The organism is Rahnella laticis (genome assembly GCF_015644585.1).
Lineage (GTDB): Bacteria > Pseudomonadota > Gammaproteobacteria > Enterobacterales > Enterobacteriaceae > Rahnella > Rahnella laticis.
The window spans coordinates 118,470-138,822 of the sequence record NZ_JADOBI010000009.1 but is presented as its reverse complement, the minus strand read 5'-3'; the positions used below and the strand labels follow the sequence as shown (position 1 = coordinate 138,822).

14 protein-coding genes are annotated in these 20,353 nt (G+C 54.4%); 9 read left to right on the top strand and 5 right to left on the bottom strand.

From position 1 onward, the window contains the following. Positions 1 to 12 precede the first annotated feature (12 nt). The 6 genes from IV433_RS18955 (at position 13) to IV433_RS26425 (ending at position 12,039) form a co-directional block, all read left to right on the top strand. Positions 13 to 9,501, top strand: a complete 9,489-nt coding sequence (locus IV433_RS18955; RefSeq protein WP_195815468.1) for a hemagglutinin repeat-containing protein — start codon at positions 13 to 15, stop codon at positions 9,499 to 9,501. Positions 9,502 to 9,505: 4 nt separating this feature from the next. Then, the gene (locus IV433_RS18950; RefSeq protein ID WP_195815467.1) at positions 9,506 to 9,742 is read left to right on the top strand and encodes a hypothetical protein; all 237 of its coding nucleotides are present in this window, start codon (positions 9,506 to 9,508) and stop codon (positions 9,740 to 9,742) included. Positions 9,743 to 10,019: 277 nt separating this feature from the next. Further along, positions 10,020 to 10,484: a CdiA family toxin C-terminal domain-containing protein gene (locus IV433_RS18945; protein ID WP_326838669.1), complete on the top strand. Its 465-nt coding sequence runs from the start codon at positions 10,020 to 10,022 to the stop codon at positions 10,482 to 10,484. Between the two features lie 18 nt (positions 10,485 to 10,502). After that, on the top strand, positions 10,503 to 10,853 hold the full coding sequence (gene cdiI, locus IV433_RS18940) for a ribonuclease toxin immunity protein CdiI (RefSeq protein WP_229893525.1): 351 nt from the start codon (positions 10,503 to 10,505) through the stop codon (positions 10,851 to 10,853). A 126-nt stretch (positions 10,854 to 10,979) separates the two neighbouring features. Further along, on the top strand, positions 10,980 to 11,483 hold the full coding sequence (locus IV433_RS18935; protein WP_195815466.1) for a hypothetical protein: 504 nt from the start codon (positions 10,980 to 10,982) through the stop codon (positions 11,481 to 11,483). Positions 11,484 to 11,532: 49 nt separating this feature from the next. Next, complete coding sequence (locus tag IV433_RS26425; protein ID WP_195815465.1) at positions 11,533 to 12,039, top strand: DUF2569 domain-containing protein; 507 nt, start codon at positions 11,533 to 11,535, stop codon at positions 12,037 to 12,039. 112 nt (positions 12,040 to 12,151) lie between these two features. Here the strand turns inward: IV433_RS26425 and IV433_RS18925 are convergent, their stop codons facing one another. Then, positions 12,152 to 13,249 carry an NADH:flavin oxidoreductase/NADH oxidase gene (locus IV433_RS18925; RefSeq protein WP_195815464.1) on the bottom strand — a complete coding sequence of 366 codons (1,098 nt, stop codon included), beginning with the start codon at positions 13,247 to 13,249 and terminating at the stop codon, positions 12,152 to 12,154. A 247-nt stretch (positions 13,250 to 13,496) separates the two neighbouring features. Between IV433_RS18925 and IV433_RS18920 the strand changes: the two genes are divergently transcribed. From IV433_RS18920 to IV433_RS18910, 3 genes are all read left to right on the top strand, one after another. After that, on the top strand, positions 13,497 to 13,802 hold the full coding sequence (locus tag IV433_RS18920) for a SelT/SelW/SelH family protein (protein ID WP_195815463.1): 306 nt from the start codon (positions 13,497 to 13,499) through the stop codon (positions 13,800 to 13,802). Next, complete coding sequence (locus tag IV433_RS18915) at positions 13,802 to 14,695, top strand: LysR family transcriptional regulator (protein WP_195815462.1); 894 nt, start codon at positions 13,802 to 13,804, stop codon at positions 14,693 to 14,695. The genes IV433_RS18920 and IV433_RS18915 overlap by 1 nt, the downstream gene beginning before the upstream one ends. 140 nt (positions 14,696 to 14,835) lie before the next feature. Beyond that, the gene (locus tag IV433_RS18910; protein WP_195815461.1) at positions 14,836 to 16,020 is read left to right on the top strand and encodes an MFS transporter; all 1,185 of its coding nucleotides are present in this window, start codon (positions 14,836 to 14,838) and stop codon (positions 16,018 to 16,020) included. A gap of 55 nt (positions 16,021 to 16,075) precedes the next feature. Here the strand turns inward: IV433_RS18910 and IV433_RS18905 are convergent, their stop codons facing one another. Genes IV433_RS18905 through IV433_RS18890 form a run of 4 tightly spaced genes read right to left on the bottom strand, consistent with a single transcriptional unit; the run spans position 16,076 to position 20,322 of the window. After that, the gene (locus IV433_RS18905; protein ID WP_195815460.1) at positions 16,076 to 16,942 is read right to left on the bottom strand and encodes a ribokinase; all 867 of its coding nucleotides are present in this window, start codon (positions 16,940 to 16,942) and stop codon (positions 16,076 to 16,078) included. Position 16,943: 1 nt separating this feature from the next. Then, a complete protein-coding gene (locus IV433_RS18900) occupies positions 16,944 to 17,801 on the bottom strand; it encodes a MurR/RpiR family transcriptional regulator (protein ID WP_152324611.1) in 858 nt (285 codons plus the stop codon). Next, positions 17,801 to 18,772, bottom strand: a complete 972-nt coding sequence (locus IV433_RS18895; protein WP_101076406.1) for an ABC transporter permease — start codon at positions 18,770 to 18,772, stop codon at positions 17,801 to 17,803. Before IV433_RS18895 ends, IV433_RS18900 begins: the two co-directional genes overlap by 1 nt. Positions 18,773 to 18,819: 47 nt before the next feature. Further along, the gene (locus IV433_RS18890; protein ID WP_195815459.1) at positions 18,820 to 20,322 is read right to left on the bottom strand and encodes a sugar ABC transporter ATP-binding protein; all 1,503 of its coding nucleotides are present in this window, start codon (positions 20,320 to 20,322) and stop codon (positions 18,820 to 18,822) included. Positions 20,323 to 20,353 lie beyond the last annotated feature (31 nt).

Here is a 20,353-nt window from a genome sequence, read left to right as displayed (position 1 = left end):
AGGATATCGACCGTGAAAAACTCTACGTTACCGCCCGTTTCTGCGTGGCGTCGCCTGACCACTTATGCGCTCAGTTCGCTGCTTGTTTTCCAGCCTGTAATGCCCGCGCTGGCCGCCGGTGTACAGGCGGCAACCGGGGCGACGCAGGTCGATCAGGCCGCCAACGGCGTACCGGTTGTTAACATCGCCACGCCCAATCAGGCGGGCGTTTCGCACAACCAGTACCAGAATTTCAACGTGGGCAGCGAAGGGTTAATTCTCAATAACAGCACGGACCGCCTCACCCAAAGCCAGCTCGGCGGTTTGATTCAGAACAACCCCAACCTGAAAGCCGGTAACGAAGCCAAAGCCATCATCAACGAAGTCACCTCGGCCAACCGCTCGCAGCTCAACGGCTACATGGAAGTCGCGGGCAAAAGCGCCAGCGTGATGGTCGCCAACCCGTACGGGATCACCTGTAACGGCTGCGGGTTTATTAATACGCCCAATGCCACGCTGACCACCGGCAAACCGGTTATAGGTGCCGACGGCAACCTTCAGTCCCTTGACGTCACGCAGGGCGCAATCACCGTCGAAGGCAAAGGGCTGGACGCCAGCCAGACCGGCTATTTCTCGCTGATTTCCCGCGCCACGGAAATTAACGCCAAACTCAGCGCCCGGGATCTGACCGTGATCGCCGGGGCCAACCGCGTCGATGCGCGCGGTAACATCACGCCGGTTGCCGGTCAGGGCAATGCCCCGCATGTTGCCATCGATACCGGCGCGCTCGGCGGAATGTACGCCAACCGCATCCGGCTGGTTTCCAGCGAAACGGGCGTGGGCGTCAACCTCAATAATATCAACGCCCGCGAAGGCGATATGCAGCTGGATGCCAGCGGAAAACTGACGCTCAGCAACAGCGCCGCGGCGGGCAATCTCACCGCCACCGCACAGGAAATCCAGCTCAGCGGCAGCCATAAGGCACAGTCGGTGGCGCTCACCGGACGAGGTGACGTTCAGCTGCAAAACGCCACGATTGCCAGCAACGAAAATCTTACCCTCACCAGCGGCGGCAAGTTAGTGGCGAACGGCGCGCAGATGACAGCGGGCCAGAACGTGCGCCTTGCCAGCAGCGAACTGACTACCGATGCCGCAACGAAAATTGATGCACAGCGCGACGTCGAACTGGCGCAGAGCAAAAACACCGACTGGAAAGGTCAGCTCACCGCCGGGCAGGATGTCCGCATCAGCAGCCCGACACTGACGAATCAGGGCAAGATCGCCGCCAACCGCAGCGTAACCCTGAGCGGAACGACGTTTAACAATCAGGGTAGTGTGCAGGCACAAGGCGATCTGAACCTGAATCTGGACATGTTTAATAACAGCGGCCAGATCCTTACAGGCAACTCTCTTACGCTGAACGTACAAGATTTCCTGCTCGGCGGAATTCTCAGCGCACAGCAGGATCTGACGTTTTCCGGCAACACGCTGACGGTGGCAAACACCGGGCAACTGCTTGCAGGCCGTAATCTTATTCTCAACACCGGTTCGCTCGCACTCGCGGGGATGGCAAAAGGCGGCCAGCGCGTTTCACTCAACGGCGACCGTTTTACCAGCGCTAACGGCAGCTTACTCACCAGTGACGGCGACATCGCCCTGACCCTGACTGACGCGCAAATCGACGGACAACTCGCCGCACTGGGCTCACTGACGCTCAGCGCCGACAACCGCGTTATCACCGGCAAAACCGCGCAGTTGCAGGCGCAAAAAGACGTGTCTCTGACCGCAACCCAATCGGCGGATTTACAAGGCACGCAGGCCGCCAAAGGCGATATTACGTTTCACGCCGCGACGTTAACGCACAGCGGCCAGACCGCCGGACACAGCGTCGCCCTGAACGCGCAGCAACAGATCAGCAACGACGGCAACGTGGTGGCCGATGACATCCATCTGACGGCGAAAAACCTCATCAATAACGGCATATTGCAGGGCAACCGCGCGCTGCAATTTGATACCGGCACGATCAGCAACCTGAGCCACGGGCAGATTGTCAGCGGCGGCCTGCTGAACCTGACGCTGCCGCAGTTCACCAACGCCGGTCTGGTGCTGGCGGATGATTTTATTCTGAGCACGGAGCGCCTCGAGAATACCGGCACCATTCAGGGAACCGGCGGTCTGGCGATCAGCGCCACGACGCTCAGTAACCAGAGCAGCGGACGACTGCTCAGCGGCCAGTCGCTGACGCTAAACGCCAGCCAGATCAGCAATGCAGGTATTGTTCAGGGCGACAGCGTCACCCTGACCGGCAACGCGTTCAGCAATCAGGGCAGCGTACAGGCCAGCGTGCTGGATATCCGCAGCGCCGCGGTGACCAATAGCGGCACGCTGATCGGGCTGAAAACCCTGGCCATGAATCTGTTACAGGATCTGAACAACACCGCGCAGGGCTCGGTATTGTCGCAGGGTTCACTGTCCGTGACGGCCAGAAACGTCAGTAACGACGGCGTCTGGCAGGGATCAAACGTTCTGCTCAATGCGCAGGACTTCACCAATACCGGCACCGTACAAAGCGCCGATGCGCTGACGTTCAGCCTCGCCAATACCTTCATCAACAGCACAAGCGGCAAACTGATCGCGAACGGCACAGCGGCTATTCAGGCGTTATCGGCGGGTAATCAGGGACAATGGATCGCCAGAAACCTGACGCTTACCGCCGGAACATTAACGAACAGCGGTGAAATCACCGGCGTCGACAGCCTGACCGCCACCCTGCAAAGTAACCTGGCGCAACAGGCGTCCGGCAAACTGCAAAGCAACGGGCTGACCCGCATTGATGCCGTAACCGTGGATAACGCCGGGCAAGTACAGACCCGCGCACTTGCGTTGCACGCCGGTACGCTCGCCAACGACGGCACGCTTCAGGCCCGTGAAACCGCCAGTCTGGTGCTTTCCGGTCTGGCGGATAACCGCGCCAGCGGCCTGATGCTCAGTGACGGCTCGCTGAGCCTGAGCGCCGCCAGTTTCACTAACGCCGGCATCGCCCAAGGCACAACGGACGCTACGTTCAACCTGTCCGAAAACGTGAATAACCTCGGACGCCTGCTGTCCGGCGGAGTACTCATCCTCAGCGCCCCGCAATTCCTCAACAGCGGATGGCTGCAAAGCGACAGCCAGAACCTCAATGTCGCGGGCACACTGACCAACAGCGGCACCCTGATTGCTCAGGGAAAATCACTCTTCACCGGCGGGAACCTAACGAACACCGGCTCCGTTCAGGCCGGGAATTTATCGCTGAATCAGTCCGTTATCGATAACCGGGGCACACTCTTTGCCACGCAAAGCCTGAGTATTCAGTCGCAAAACCTCAGCAACAGCGTCGCAGCTAAACTGTTCAGCGCCGGTGATATTACGCTTAACAGCCGCGTCCTGACCCAGTCCGGTCAGATTGTCGCGCTGGGCAATATCACCCTCACCTTGCTGGATGCGCTGGCTCAGAACGGCACGCTGGCGGCGGGAAATAATCTTTCCGTCAGCACGGAAGGCGATTTCACGCAAAACGGCACATTGCAGGGGCAAAGTGTTGCCCTGAGCAGCGGCGGGATGTTCAGCAATCAGGGCATTCTGACCGGCGGCAACGGTGCGTTTACGGTAAATGCGGGCAGCATCACTCAGGCCAATAACGGCAGCCTGCAATCGGGCGGCGACGTCAGCCTGACAAGCCGCAGCGACATCACTAACAACGGCTTTATCGGCACCACCGGCGACCTGCTGCTCAGCGCCGCCAGCACGCTGACCAACATCGCCCTGCTCTATTCCGCCAGCGACATGACGCTGCTCGCGGACGCCATCCGCAACCTGAAAGGCGACATTCTGGCGGGCAACAGCCTGTGGATGATGAAAGATGCCCGCGGCAGCGCCAATACCGAAGTCGTTAACCGTTCTGGCAATATCGAGACCACTCGCGGTGATATCAGTATTTATACCGGGCATCTGCTTAATGAGCGGGACGGGCTGACTTTCTCCAAAGAAACCCACAACTATGTTTCCGGCGATCAGGCTTATATCGACGTGTTATGGCGGGATCTCGACCCGGATTCCCTAAGTTTTGATAAAGAAACGCTGTGCGGCGGCGGCGTGAACGACCACTGTACAACCCGGTACTACGTTGTGGTCAGCCCGACGCTGGCCGACCAGAAAGTATTAGTCAGTGATGAATCTCTCACAGCACACGCTGATGGCAGCGCGGGCAGAATTGCGGCAGGCAGGGATCTTGCGGTTCAGGCCAGCGTGCTGGATAACAACGCCAGCGATATTCTTGCGGGCGGTAACATGTCGCTGAGCGGCGGCCAGCTGAACAACAACTCTCTCGAGACCGGCACGGTTTCGAAGTACCAGACTTATTCCTATACGTGCACGAAAGCTTCAGGCTGCCGTGAGGGAATTTCAGCCTCGGAATACGGTAATCAGTTCGCCTCCTCCGGCACGGTGCGGTTTGAGCTTTCCGGCGCACCGGTTTATGAAACGAGCAACGGCGGATATTCCTACCGCGCCGTCATTCAGGCCGGTGGCAATCTGATGGCTAATTTCGCCAGCGACATCAGCAATACCACCACCACCGCCAGCGCGGGCAGCATCAGCCATAATCTGGTGGCTCCGGCGCTCAGCACCCTCAGCGCACCGACGGAATTTGCCGGTGAAAAAGCGCAGGATTTATCGCAGACCTCCGGCACGGATATCAATTCTCCGCAGTGGCGCGACCACGTTGCCGATGCAATTCAGGCACTGGGCGGCGGCACGGCGCTCAATACCGGTGATTACCCGCTGCCGACCAGCAACAACGGTTATTTCGTCATTAATGCCGATCCGAAAAGCCCGTATCTGATCGTTACCAACCCGAAACTGGACGGACTCGGGCAACTCGATAACAGCCTGTTCAACGAAATCTATGCCATGCAGGGCATGACGGCGCCGGTTGTCCCGCGCGAGACCGGACGCCAGTACACCGATGAAAACAGCTTTATCGGCTCGGCGTATTTCCTCGACCGCCTCAACCTTCACCCGGACTACGATTACCGTTTCCTGGGCGATGCGGCTTTCGATACCCGTTACGTCAGTAACGCATTAATCAACGCCACCGGCAGCCGCTATATCAGCGGTTTCGGATCCGATCTGGCGCAGATGCAGTACCTGATGGACAACGCCGCCAGCGCACAGCAATCCCTCGGGCTGGCATTTGGCGTCGCACTGACCCGCGACCAAATCGCCTCGCTGGATAAAAGTATCCTGTGGTGGGAAAACGCCGTCGTAAACGGCCAGAACGTGCTGGTACCAAGACTGTATCTTTCCCCGAAAGATGTCGCGCCAGCCAGCGGCAGCGTCATCGCCGGGAACAACGTCGGGCTGGCCGGTGGCAGCATCACCAACAGCGGTTCAACCCTGCAGGCCAACAGCGGCCTTTACGTCTCCAGCCAGAGCACAATTGACAACCTCGACGCGGGCCTGATGAAAGCCGGTGGCGATCTCAGCCTGTTTGCGACGGGCGATATCAGCAACATCGGCTCAGGTCTCAGCGGTCAGGGCGTACAGCTTATCAGCTACGACGGCAGCATCATTAACCAGACGCTGACCGACCAGTGGAGCATTAACGGGAAATCCGGTCGCGACAGCCTTGCCTTCTCGCACACCGACATCGGCGATATTGCCTCAATATCCGCAGGCGACTCGCTGACGATGTACGCCGGTAAAAACATCGATATCACCGGGGCAAACCTCACTTCAGGCGGCGATCTCACCCTGCAGGCGCTGGGCAATATCAATATCACCGCGCCTGAAACCCGTGACCTCGAACAGCACAGTTCACGCGGTAAAAATACGCTGACCGAAAGCAGCGACACGCAGGCCAGCCAGATTTCGTCCGGCGGCGATCTCGCGATGCAGGCCGGTCATGACCTGAATATCAGTGCCAGCCAGGTCACCGCAGAAGGCGATGCTGCGCTCAAAGCCGGGAACGACATCAACCTGCAAACGCAGGAACAGAACGCACACAGCAAAACCAACAAGACAGAACAGCGTCTCGATCTGGTGGATAACACCACGATTACTGCGGGCGGCGATTTAGCGCTGGTCGCGGGGCGTGACCTCAACTCTCAGGCAGCCAGCATGAAAGTCGGGGAAGACGCCACGCTGGCCGCCGGTCGCGATATCAATCTCAACGCAGAAGAAATCAGCAGCTACAGCGAATCGCACGGCAACAAAAAGCAGCAGGACGAAGAGACGATTCGCCAGCAAAGCACCGAACTGGCCAGCGGCGGAAACACCCGTATTCAGGCGGGCCAGGACGCGACGTTTAACGGCGCACAGGTCGATGCCACGGGCAATCTGGCGGTCACCGCCGGGCGCAACATCACCCTTAACAGCGTCACCGAAAGCGATTACTCCTTCTTCGAACAGACCAAAACCTCGGGCGGAATGTTCTCCAAAACCACCACGCATACGGTGCGCGAGGATTACGCCACTCACGAGAAAGGCTCGGAATTTGGCGGCGACAACGTTTCGATGACCGCAGGCCATGACCTCAACGTTAACGGCTCGGGCATTATCGGTGACCACAACGTCAGCCTCCTGGCGGGTAACGACATCAACATTCTGGCCTCCACCGAAGAGCAGTCGTCCTATCGTCTCGACGAGAAGAAAAAGAGCGGCCTGTTCAGCGGCGGCGGTCTGGGATTCACCATCGGCACCACTGAAACCAGCCAGCGCGTCAACGAAGACGGCACCACGCAAAGCCAGAGCGCCAGCTCCGTCGGCAGCCTTGGCGGCGACGTCACGATGATGGCGGGCAACAATGTCCACGTCAGCGGTTCAGACATTATCGCCAGCGAAGACATGCTGATCAGCGGCAAAAACGTGCAGATCGACCCCGGTCAGGACGCGCTTCACCGCAAAGAGACCTTCGAGCAAAAAACGACCGGCCTGAACATTACCCTCGCGGGTACCGCCGGTGGCGCTGTAAACAGCGGCTACACCGCCGCCCAAAGCGCCAGTGACGACGACAGCGGACGCATGGCAGCACTCGACGGCATTAAAGCCGCGCTGAACGGTTATCAGGCGTATCAGGGCACGCAGCTCGACGGCAACAACGGCGGCAATAACAGCTTTATCGGCATTGCCGCGTCCATCAGCCATCAGGAAAGCCGCTCCGAGCAGATCACCGATCAGCACGCCGCCACCGGTTCCACGGTGATGGCAGGCGGCAACGCCACGATCGAAGCGCGCGACGGCGACCTCAACGTGACCGGCAGTAAAGTCAAAGCCGACGGCGACCTGAACCTGTTCGCCACCGACGATATCAACCTGCTGGCTGCGGATAACACCCAAAAAACCACCGGTAAAAACTCCAGCGCCGGTGGCGATATCGGCATCAGTTTTGGCGTCAGTAATGACAAGGCGGGGATCAGCGTCTTCGCCGACGTCAACGCCGCCGCTGGCAAAAACCACGGCGACGGCACCACCTGGACTAACTCGGAAGTGGGCGCAGGCGGGAACCTCAACATCAGCGCCGGTAACGACCTGAATATCAAAGGCGCGCAGGTGTCCGGTGAACAAATCACCGCCGACATCGGCCACAACCTGACCATTGAGAGCTTGCAGGATACCGACCACTACGACTCGAAGCAGCAAAGCGCCGCCGCGGGTGGCAGCTTTACCTGGGGCGGCGGCGGTGGCAGCGGCTACATCAGCCTGTCGCAGGACAAAATGAACTCGGACTACGCCAGCGTCACCGACCAGAGCGGTATGTTCGCGGGCAACGGCGGGTTCGACATCACCACCGGCAATCACACCCAGCTCAACGGCGGCGTCATTGCCTCCGGTGCCAGCGCCGACAAAAACCGCCTCGACACCGGCACGCTCGGCTGGAACGACATTCACAACGAAGCCAGCTACAGCGTCGACAGCAGCAGTATCAGCATGAGTTCAGGCGGCAACTCAGCGTCGCAGTTCATGGGCAACATGGCCAACGCCATGCTCGCCGGGCTCAACGGCGACGGTTCCGCCTCCAGCACCACCGGCTCCGCCATCGCCGGTGGCACGATTGTTATCCGCGATCAGGACGCACAAAAACAGGATGTCACCAGCTTAAGCCGCGACACCGACAACGCGCACAGCACCCTCGCCCCGATTTTCGACGCCGCAAAAGAACAGCAGCGCATCGACGAAAACCGCGCCATCGCGCAGATCGGCTCGCAGGTCGCGGACATCGTGCGTACCGAAGGCAAAATCGCTGCGCAGGAAGCCGCCAAAGAGCAGCTGGCAAAAGAAGGCAAACTGCCGCCAACGCCGGTCAAAGGCGCGGAGCAGAGCGAGTGGGACGCCTACAACAAAACGCTGGAAAACACCGACGCCTATAAAACGGCGATGAATGAATACGGCACCGGCAGCAACAAACAGCAGGCGATTCAGGCCATCACCGCCGCCATAAAGGGCCTGACGGGCGGCGACTGGAGTTCCGCCGTCGCCGGAGCCGCCGCGCCGTACATGGCGGAGTTCATCAAAAACAACACCGCCGAAGGTGCCGAACGCATCATCAGCCACGCCCTCGCCGGCGCCATCGTCGCCGAAATGCAGGGCGGAAGTGCGGCAGCCGGGGCGGCAGGCGCGGGGCTTTCCGCCGCAGGCGCGAAATATATCGCCGACCAGCTCTATCCGGGCAAAGACATCAAAGACCTGACCGAGGAAGAAAAACAAGGCGTTGTGGCTCTGGCGACATTAGCTTCAGGCATCGCAGGCGGCGTTGTTGGCGGCGACGTTAACTCGGCGATTGCTGGAGGTAAGGCTGGGAAGAATGAGGTTGAGAATAATGCGCTGGCAGTGATTGCAGCGGAAGCCGCTGCAAATACGGCGGCGGCAATGGCTGGGGCGGCAGGAAATGCTGGAAAAAACACTGTAAATGATGATGAGTGGGACACAGGAGATAACTGTGAAGGAACTCGGGAACAATGCTCAGTACGTGATGGTAACCGCGGGCCGGGTCATGCCATTAATGGTGATGGTCAGAATGGTGAAGAAGGGCCGAATATTGGTAAAGATTTGTCGGACGCTGATAAAGCCGAACTGGGTGGTACAGGTTCTGGAACGCCGGGTGGCTGGGGGCCAGAGGATGAGGAAAATGCCAGGAATAGTGAATCTAATTCCTCTAAACCTAGTAATTTTGACGACAAATTTAAAAAAGATGATCTAACATCGTCAGCAAATGAGCCGATTAATGAACAGGGATTATCGTCTGCCGCACGTGCTTGGGAAAAACATGCTGGTCGATCTGGTGGCACATTCGATCCACTAAAAGGAAATATTAGTCAGAAAAATGAAGCTGCAAACCAGTTTGTGAATGAAGTTTTAAACAATACTAATACTATCAGAACTGATTTATCTCGAGGAGGTGTTGAATATCGCTTACCAGATGGTAAAGGTATCCGCTATAACTCGGATGGTTCTTTCTCAGGATTTTTAGATCCTAAAAGGTAAAAATATGGTTAAGACATTTGACGTTGATTTTTTTAGCGATTCTCGTTTTGAAGAACTAACGGCTGAAATTTCTTATAAAGGCCAAATACTGTGTCAGTTGAACCAAGACAAAGGAAAACATGATATTGAAATTGAATTTTTTCCCGATAGTCGGATCCTCAAAGAGCGTGTAGAAATGAGGTTTCCTTTAGATCTGTTCCTAAAGGTACTTTCAGATACTAAATCCGAACTTATTTCATAATTCACTAGTGTTGTTTTTTTTACTTAGTGCGGTAAGGACAAACATACAAAGCCGCCATTAGCTGATAAAAACAACAACTAGCATTTATCAGGAAGGTGCGGGTAAAGTCGATAGCCTCATGTGGCAGTATGCAAAGGCAGATGCACGGGCTCAGAAAGACAGAGACATCCAGACCATTGCCACTAACTGGGGTGTCCGTGTCGAGACCGCTTCTACCCTCTATAACGGCATAACTGGAATACGCATCACCGCAGCGATAGGTAGCGCGGTGTAAGGGATAAAGGGGGAGAGTGTTCCTACTCTGAAAGGAACGACTTATCCTGAAAGGATCAACTTCAATATAAACCAGAAAAATCATCTGACTGAGTTTGATGGATTTCCACAAAAAAAAGGAATTAGCGGGACTCACAACCTTGATGAATTTAATCAGGCAGCATCTGCTAATGGAGTGATAATTTTGAATACAACCCCTGGACCAGTTGAAGGAATTAGCCATGTTGAATACCAAATACCAGCAAAAGATCGAGCAGGGAATATCGTAGGCTACAAGGCAGAAACGTTCGAGAAAACAGTTTATGACCCGAAGATATTCTCCGACCAGAGGATGTTAGATCTTGGACAGCAAGCTGCGATGAGCGGTTACAAAACTGCTGTAGCATCAGGGGCTAGAGAATATACGGCAACAGCAGGTGGTGTTAAGTTCCAAGTCTTTTTGGATCAAAAAAACAGGCACTGTTACTAACTTTTTCCCGGTAACTAAATGATGAATGAGTATATTTTTGAACGAATTGATTACGATAATGATCCCGAGTGGGTTGTGAAAGATTTCTTTAACTCACTTAATCTTTCGCAGAAATTTGTTTGGGGGGTAGAGAAAGTACTCAATAAACATGGTTTTGTAATTAATGAAACCTATTGTCACTTTCCTGATTATGAAGACCCCGATCCTGAGTGTCATTTTGAAGGGATTATGTTTGGTGTCTGGGAAGGTGAAGTTATTGTTCCTGAGTCAGTTGGTTTTAATTATGCGAAACTGGCTTGCGTTAAATACCTTCAATTACATCCAGAAGATACCGAAAAAGTTAACTATTTACTGACTCAACTTCCTTAGCAAAAGCTCCCGGCCATCAAACCGCGATCTTACTTTGTAGCCTTACATCTCGGTCGTACGATTTTTCCATTGCGGAAAAAAATAAAATTCAACACACAAAATCTATTTATAAGGATATAAAATATCATGCTTCATGCAAAATACTTAATGCCGTTTGCTGTCTTGCTTTCAGGTTGTACCTTTAATCTAAACCCGACACCCGATGAATATACCGGTTCCGATGCGGCACATATCAGGGTTGAAGATTCCGGTGTGACAACTTTCAGAGTTTATAATAAAGTCGGAAATTGCTATAAAAAGACATCGGAAAAACGCCTGACGTCAGCGATTACACTCATTGGACTTCCGACGACTACCGGTAAAAAAATACCTGGGATGAAACCGTCTACTGATATTGGCGGATTAGCCATGAAAGAGTATAGCATTCAACCAGGACAACGGTTGTCAGTTGTACACTATTATGACGAGGTACACACCTACGGCACTTATCAAAAAAGTTTTTCAACTTCTTTTATTCCCGAGCCAAACCATGATTATGATTTGATCGTTGGCAATTACTCAATTAACATTAAAGATCTTACAACCCCAGATACAAAGGTTGAATCATGGAATGATAAGATTTGCGATTAGTTCCCTCCCAATATATTGACGTGACAATTAGGAATATCAAGGAAGAAACATGGATGCTAAAATATGTAAATTATGTAACGAACCCGTTACACACAATACTAAGTATTGCAATACCTGTGAAAATAAATCTCTTTCAAAAATCAACGGACTTCTTTACATACCGGCAATAAATGTCATCTTGTACCCTTTGATTATTTTTATCTCTTTATGTAACCCTTTATCACTAATTATACTCCCAGAGTATACATTTGAATTTACTTCTGAGTATTTCGGCGTAACTTTCGAAATTATAGGTACCATTCTGTTGTTTGCCCTGTCATGTTATACATTGAAAGTATTTTTCACTAAAAAGAAAAACGCACCCAGGTTTTTTATAATCATGTTAATGGCTTCCCTTGCCTACGATGTTGTTGACATTATCTGGGTGAGCGACCTCCTCAATATACCTCCAGAAACTGAAGATATAGTCTCACTATTCAAATCAGGGATATTCAGTCTGGTCTGGATATCCTATTTTCTTTTATCCGAAAAAGTGAAAAAGGTCTTCGTTAACTAGTCCAGAGCTCCCTTCATTCACTCTGCGTATCGGTTTACTCAGAGTGGATTAAAAAAAGCAGGCAGAAGGATCGCTTCTGCCTGTTGTTATTACCGCAATATCCTAGTGAACGTTAGCTGATGCTGTAACGCTCAAGCCAGTGGGCGTAAGGCGCGGGCAGAACCCAGGACGGATTTTCCACACCCAGCTCTTTTGCCAGCGCATACGGATAATGCGGGTTGGCGAGCATCGCGCGGCCAATCATCACCAGATCCATGTCTTCTTCGCTGATGCAACGTTCGGCGACGTCCGCAGACGCCACGCCCCAGGAACTGGCGACCGGCAAACCGGCTTCTTTGCGCACGCGGCGCGAAACTGGTGCCAGGAAGCCTGCGCCCCACGGGATCTGCGCTTCCCAGGTGGAGAAACCCACGCTGACGTTGAGCAGATCCAGCCCTTTCTCACGCAGGATGCGCGTCAGTTCGATAGACTCGGACAACGTTTCTTCATCGCGGCCATCGTATTCAATCACGCCAAAACGCGCGGTGATCGGCAGGTTTTTCGGCCAGACCGAGCTGACGGCGTCGAAGGTTTCAATCAGGAAACGGCTGCGACCGGCGAAATCACCGCCGTATTCATCCGTGCGGGTATTGGAATGCACGGAGAAGAAACTCTGCGCCAGATAGCCGTGGGCAAAATGCAGTTCCAGCCATTCAAAACCGGCATCACGCGCGCGTTTGGCTGCCGCGACGAAATCCGCCATAACGCGTTGGATATCCGCTTTTGTCATCTCTTTCGGAACTTTTGGCAGATGTTTGCCGAATGCAACCGCAGAAGGTGCGATAGTCGCCCAGCCGCGCGGATCGCCTTCTGCAATGTGGTCATCGCCTTCCCACGGCAGATTGGCGCTGGCTTTGCGGCCTGCGTGACCAATCTGGATCCCCGGAACAGCTCCGGCGGCTTTGATAGATTTAGCAATTTTCGCCAGTTCAGCGGCCTGCGCGTCGTTCCAGATCCCCAGACATCCCGGAGTGATGCGGCCTTCCGGCGAAACGGCTGTCGCCTCGACGATTACCAGGCTTGCGCCACCGCGTGCAAGCGTTGCGTAATGTACCTGATGCCAGTCGTTCGGCACGCCCTCAGTGGCGGAATACTGGCACATCGGAGGAACAGCGATACGGTTTTTTAACGTGACGTCTTTCAGCGTAAACGGCGTAAAGAGTGCGGACATAATTTTTTCCTTTCACAGGTTAATGTGATGAAGCGGCAATCAAAGTGTCGCCGGGGAACAATTAAAAAAGCTGGAAAGAGTATAGTGCGTGACGCATTTTGCCATAACTCAATGCGTGCCCTTCCCCGGCTAAACGGCATGCGCCATATGCAGTAAATCGCGCCACATCATGATATTTTCAAGGCTTCGTCTGCTTTTCACATATTAAAAAATGCGGCAATAAAACCGCGCACAGAAGGGTTATTCCATGGAAAAACGTCCGGCAGTGACCATCACTTATTGTTCCCAATGCAACTGGCTTTTGCGTGCCGCGTGGATGGCACAGGAACTGTTGAATTCGTTCAGCACCGATCTGGCGTCCGTCACGCTGGTGCCGGGCACGGGGGGAATTTACGAGGTTAAAGTCGATGACGAGCTTATCTGGGAACGCAAAAGAGACGGCGGTTTTCCGGATGCCGCACCGCTTAAACAGCGCGTGCGCGATATCTGCTTCCCCGACCGGGATTTGGGGCATGTGGATAAGAAGAAAATTCCAGAGGACGGACAAGCGTAATGCCGCGCGATAATCTCAACGATCTGGTGGCGTTTGTTACCGTTGCCCGCGAGAAGAGTTTTACCCGCGCCGCTGCACAGCTGGGTGTTTCACAGTCAGCGCTCAGCCATACCATTCGCAGTCTGGAATCGCGGCTCGGTATGCGGTTACTGACCCGCACCACCCGCAGCGTCTCGGCGACTGATGTCGGTGAGCGCCTGCTCGCTACGCTGGCACCGCGTTTTGATGAGATTTACAGCGAGCTGGCGGCACTCAATGACCTGCGCGATAAGCCTTCCGGCGTGATCCGCATATCCGCGACGGACTACGCCATTAATCAGCTTTTATGGCCTAAGCTGGAACATTTTCTGCATGAATACCCGGACATCACCGTCGAGCTTATCAGCGACTACGGGCTGACGGACATCGTCGCTAACCGTTACGACGCGGGTATCCGCCTGGGTGAACAGGTGACGAACGGAATGATTTCAGCGCGGATCGGCCCGGATTTGCGCTTTGTCGTGGTCGGCTCTCCGGCATATTTCGCCAGCCACCCGAAGCCTGAAACACCACAGGATTTACTTCAGCATCGTTGTATCAATCTGCGGTTGCCCACACACGGGGGTTTTTACGTCTGGGAATTTGCCAAAGACGGACGCGAGGTCAAAGCCCGCGTTGAGGGTCAGGTTATTTTTAACAGCGTGTATCAGATCCGTTCTGCCGCCGTTTCAGGCTTCGGTCTGGCGCATATTCCGGAAGACATTGTGGCGCCACTGATCGCTGAAGGGAAACTGATTCAGGTGATGGATGAATGGTGTCCGGTCTGGGACGGCCTGCATATTTACTACCCCAGCCGCCGGGAATCATCGCGCGCACTGGCGTTAGTCGTGAAGGCGCTGCGGGCGGGGATTTAGCGTAATTCGGCATAATTTATTTCATTGATGAGCCTGGCTCATGATGGTGTCCCATTTCCCGCTATTCATTAGCGGGAACGTTCTCCCTACACTTCCTGCTTCCTGTAACCCCCGATATCAACACGCACGGATACTCTTTCATGACGCAAACCTATCCTCAGAAAGCGGCGGCGGGATCCCCCGTTCACGCTCACTGGAGCGCCGTATTTTCAATTGCTTTAAGCGTAGTCAGTCTGGTGACTGCAGAATTACTGCCCATCAGTTTGTTAACGCCCATAGCTACCGATCTGGGTATCAGCGAAGGCATGGCCGGACAGGCAGTCAGCGCGACATCCATTATGGGAATGATCGCCAGCCTGTTTATCGCGGCGGCTTGCCGCAGAGTTGACCGCCGCCTGGTGCTGATGGGTTTCACGCTGATTTCGATTGCCTCCAATGTCATGGTGGCAGCTGCGCCGGATTACACGGTGTTGCTGATAGGCCGTTTATTACTGGGCATCAGTCTTGGCGGATTCTGGTCGATGGCGGCGGCAGTTTCAATGCGGCTGGTGCATAAATCGCTGATCCCGAAAGCACTGTCGGTTATTTTCGGCGGCGTTTCTGTCGCGATGGCCGTTGCGACGCCGCTGGGAACCTGGCTCGGCGATGTCGCAGGCTGGCGCGGCGTATTTCTGGTCACGGCGGCGCTGGGTATTATCACGCTTGTCTGGCAGTACAGCGTATTTCCTTCCATGAAACCGGCCGGACAAACGCGCCTGAGCACATTATTCGGACTGCTGAAAAGACCCCAAATCCGGCTGGCGATGGCCGGAATGGTCGGCGTATTTGGGGGGCATTTCGCCTTCTTTACCTATCTGCGTCCCTTGCTGGAAAACGTGGCGCATTTCAGCGTAAGCGGTGTTTCGGCCATTTTGCTGGGCTTTGGCATCGCTAATATTCTCGGGACGGCGGCGTCAGGCATGATGCTGCGCCGCAGCCTGAAAGGCACCCTGCTCTTCATGCCTCTGATACTGGCGCTGATGGCGGCGGTTTTGGTCAGATTCGGCGAAAGTCAGCCAGTGACGGCAATTCTGGTCACGCTGTGGGGATTTGTTTTCGGCGCCGTCCCGGTGGCGTGGACGACGTGGCTGACTTACGCAGTACCGGATGAAACCGAAAGCGGTGGCGGTTTGCAGGTCGCCTCAATTCAGCTTGCCATCACGGCAGGTGCAACATTGGGCGGGCTTTTACTTGATGCACACGGCACGCTGGGAACGGTCACCGGCAGCGGGATTATTTTGTTGCTGGCAGCAGGTTTGATTGGATTTATGCGCTGTAAGTCATAGCCCTGAAAGGGAATAAAACAATAAGGCAGAGATCTCCCTGCCTTATTGTTTCGCATCAACGCTGCGCTTTACGTGAAACGTGTTCTGCGGCGGCGCGGTTGGCTTTTGCCACGGAATCAGCCAGCGTTTTACCCTGCAAAAGTGACGTACACAACATGCCCATAAAGCAGTCGCCCGCGCCGTGCGTGCTGATCAGTTCGACTTTTTCAGCGGGCATGGACTGGCTGCGTTCACCGGTTTCGCACCAGGCGACGCCGTGTTCGCCCGCCGTGACGACCACAGCCGGATAATGCCCGCCAAGCCATTCGGCGGCGGCGCGGGCGTCGGATAACGTATTCACAGCAATTCCGCTCAGATCTCGGGCTTCGACGCCGTTGACCACCAGCAAGCTGACGGCGGATTGCAGCGCGCTGCACATCTCGCGCGCCGGAGCGGCGTTCAGGCAGACGCGGATGCCGCGCTGTTTTGCCGCTTCGGCGGCCGCCAGATTGACCGCTTCCGGCACTTCGTTTTGCAGGAGCAACATCTCAACCTGTTGCCAGACGGCGTCGTGGCTAAATTGCGCGGCGTCCACCCGGTTATTGGCGTTGGAAACAACGACCGCGCCGTAATCCCCTTCCGCGTCCATCAGCGCAACACTCATGCCCGACGGCACGTCAGCACTGACGGCCACAAAATCCGTATTCACGCCGTTTTCTTCGAGCACGGAACGCAGGAAATCACCCTGTGTATCTGCGCCAACCGCACCGGCAAAGCTGACCTGCGCGCCCGCTTTTGCGGCGGACACCGCCTGATTGCCACCTTTGCCGCCAAATTTGTACGAACAGCCGTTGCCCATTACCGTTTCGCCTTTTTCAGGGCGGTGATGCGCGTGGATCACGATGTCGTAATGAAGGCTGCCCGTGACTAAAATTTTACCCATTCTAGTATTCCCGAAGGTCCTGAACCGCCTGCTGGGTTTTCATCAGGTTTTTCTCCGCTGTCTTCAAATCCTTCTGCGCAATCGCCACAAATAAGGCATCCAGAATATTTAACTGGGCGATGCGGGCAGCGGCGTTTTCCCCGAGCAAGTGCGATCCCTGAGAGGTTGAATTGAGAACCACATGCGCATTGCGCGCAATAGGCGACTCGGCGTAATTGGTGATGGCGATAACTTTGGCGCCGTTGCGCGCCGCCAGTTTAATCGGGTCATTCACCGCACGGGTGGCGCCGGAATGGCTGATAGCGACCACCGCATCATCGTCCGACAAGACTGCTGCTGACATCAGCATAATATGGGCATCATCGTAGACCGTCGTTTTGATCCCGATTTTCAGGAGCTTATGCGACAAATCTCTGGCGACGGCGGCAGAACCCCCGACGGCATATAAATCGATGTGCCTGGCTTTAAAAAGAATGTCAGCGGCGCGGTTAAATTCCGACACATCGACAATAGATAATGTTTCTTCTATTGCCTGAATGGATGTGCGAAATACCTTTTCAAGTAATTGCTCCGACGAATCTCCCGGCTCAATTTCCGCATGTAAATTTGCCACTTCAGAATAGTTGTAATAAATCAAACTGCTTCTGAAATCTCTAAATCCTGAGAAATTTAGTTTCTTCGTCAATTTAACAATCATCGCCTCAGAAACATTATTTTCCAGCGCAATTTCTTTTAAAGAAGTTTGCTCAGAAAAATCAGTTTTAGACGTAATTGCATCGACGACTTTTCTTTCCAGTGGCGTCAGATGTGGCAATTTCATACGAATTTGAGCGCCTATGGCTCGCGGATCCTGATTCATTACTTGCCTCGTGTCGCCCGGTCAATCAACATCGCTATGATAATAATAAGGCCGGTGGCAAGCAATTGATAAAACGCCTGAATATTCAGAAGCGTCAGGCCATTTCTTAATGAACCCAAAATAACCGCGCCAATCAGCGTACCGATGACGCTGCCTTTGCCGCCCATCAGCGAAGCCCCGCCAATGGCCGCCGCGGCAATCGCATCCAGCTCCCATAAATTCCCCATCGTCGGCTCGGCAGCGCCCAGGCGACCAATCAGAATCAGTGAGGCCAGAGACGCCAGTACGCCGGAAATCACAAACACCGTAACTTTGGTTCTTTTGACCGGCACACCGGCAACGCGCGCGGCTTCTTCATTACCGCCGACGGCCAGAATGTATTCGCCCAGCGGCGTTTTATTCATGACCACCCACAGGATTGCCGCGATGGCGATAACAATCACAATCGGTGCCGGAACCCCGAATACCGTGCTGTTGATGACGGTCCGGAACTCCATCGGGATGCCGAAAATCGGGTTGCCGTTGGTGAAAATCAGCGCCAGCGCGCGGAACAGCGACAGGCCGCCGAGGGTGACGATAAACGGCTGCAAACCGGCATAGGCGACTAACATTCCGCTGAAAACGCCGCACAGCGCGCCGACGCCCAGCGTCGCCATAATCGCCAGCGGAACCGGCACGCCCGCCACCATCAGCGTCGCGCCGAGTACCGCAGAAAGCGCCGCCGTTGGCCCGACGGACAAGTCGATGCCGCCGGAAATAATCACCAGGGTCATCCCCAGCGCAATAATTCCGTTAATCGATGACTGCTGCAAAATATTCAGCAGGTTCGGCAGCGTGAAAAATACCGGCGAAAGAAAAGAGAAGGTGATCACAATAATCAGTAAACCAATCAGCGTACCGGCATCGCGAACATTGAATTTAAATAATGCCAGAGGGAAAGCCTTTGGCTGAACATTACCTTGAGTCGTCATAATAATGGCCTTAAAAAATCGGTAGGTGTCGGAGCGTATCGTTAAATTCAGACGGCTTTTTTCACATCATTAATGGCATAACGTGCGATATTTTCTTCGGTGATATCGTCGCCGTTAAGTTCTTTCGTAATTTGCCCTTCCCGCATGACCAGAACCCGATCGGAGATACGAATGATTTCCGGCATTTCAGAAGAAACCACCACAATGGCTTTTCCCTGCTGCGCGAGTTTTTCAATCAGATTATAAATTTCAGACTTGGCACCGATATCAATTCCACGGGTCGGTTCGTCAAAAAGAAACACCTTATTATCGGCGGCCACCCAGCGGCCAATAATCACTTTTTGCTGATTCCCGCCGCTCAGCGTACCAATGGTTTTTTCGATATTGAGCGGACGTAACCGCAAATCTGTCATCACATCCAGCGCGGTCTGGTTCAGCTGACTTTTTTTGAGCAGACCAAAGCGGGTAAAGCGCGCCATCGACGGCAGGGCCATGTTCATTTTGACGGCACGTTCTTTAATGATGCCTTCTTTTTTGCGGTCTTCCGGCACCAGGCCAATCCCGGCGCGAATGGCGGAACTGACGTTATGTTTTTTCACCGCGACGCCTTCTACTTCAATGTTGCCGCCGGTTTTGGCATCGATACCGGCAATCAGTTTCAGCAACTCGGTGCGCCCGGATCCCACCAGCCCGGCGATGCCCAGCACTTCACCGGCTTTAACGCTAAAACTGGCGTTACGCACGGCTTTGTCGCGGCTTAAATCTTCCACGCTCAGCACGATGCGTTCGGTGGCATACGAATGGTGCTGCACTTTTTCGATTTTGCGGCCCACCATTTTGGTCACGATCGTCTCTTCGGTTTCGTCGCAGATATTCACCACGCCGACCTGTTTGCCATCGCGCAAAATCGTGGCGCGGTCGCAGACTTTGAAGATTTCATTCATTTTGTGCGAGACGTAAATCAGCGAGACATTCATCGATTTCAGATCAGAAATCAGTTCAGCCAGGCGTTCAAATTCCGTCGGCGTCAGGCTCGACGTCGGTTCATCCATCGCAATGATTTTGGCTTCATCAAGCAGCGCACGGGCGATCTCAACGATCTGCTGCTGCGAGACTTTCAGGTTTTTGATCGGCTCATCCGGATTTATGCTCGGATCCAGACGGCGCAGGATCGCCACCGCCCGTTTGTACTGCGCCTTTCTGTCAACAAACAGCCCTTTCATTTTGGTCAGGGGCCGCCCGAGAAACATATTCTGGGCGACGGAGAGTTCAGGAACGTGCTGCAACTCCTGATGAATCATTGCGATACCGGCATGACGCGCAGACAGCGGGTTCTTCATCTGAATCACCTGCCCTTCCACCAGGATCTCGCCGGAATCGGCGGCCCGGACGCCTGACAGGATATTGAGCAACGTCGATTTTCCGGCGCCGTTTTCACCAATCAGCGCGTGGACTTCGCCCGGCCTGACGGAGAAATCAACCCCCTGAACCGCCGTCACGCCGCTGTAGCTTTTGCTGATGCCGCGCATCGTCAAACAATACTGTTCCATAAACTCTCCTCGCCCTGTTCTCTGACGCCAG